Raw genomic sequence first — 326 nt, forward strand, 5'->3', positions numbered from 1 at the left:
ATCCCTGATCTCGGGACTGAAGGTCATGGTCATCCCTCCCGCCGTTTCTCAATTGTTGAATACAACGGCTGAGATAATCCCACCGCGTCCAAAAGGCGGCCAGTTCCTCCACCCCCCGCTCGTTAAGCCTGTAAAACTTTCTGGGAGGCCCTATTTCCGACGGTTTTTTGGTGATGTGGACCAGCCTGTTCCGCTCCAGGCGTAAAAGCAAGGCGTAAACCGTCTGCTCCGCCAATCCTTCAAAGCCCATCGCGTGCAATTTCTTGGCAATCTCATAGCCATAGGTTTCACCGCGGCTGATGATCTCCAGCACGACACCCTCCAAT

At 54.0% G+C, this 326-nt stretch carries 1 protein-coding gene; it reads right to left on the bottom strand.

Annotated elements, in window-relative coordinates:
* Positions 1–325 (bottom strand): PadR family transcriptional regulator (locus tag RZO55_RS07845; RefSeq protein ID WP_318063730.1); only part of this gene is annotated, 325 nt, incomplete at its 3' end.
* Between the last annotated feature and the right edge of the window lies 1 nt (position 326).

The sequence above is a fragment of the Clostridium boliviensis genome, from assembly GCF_033342255.1.
Classification (GTDB): domain Bacteria; phylum Bacillota; class Clostridia; order Lachnospirales; family Lachnospiraceae; genus Lacrimispora; species Lacrimispora boliviensis.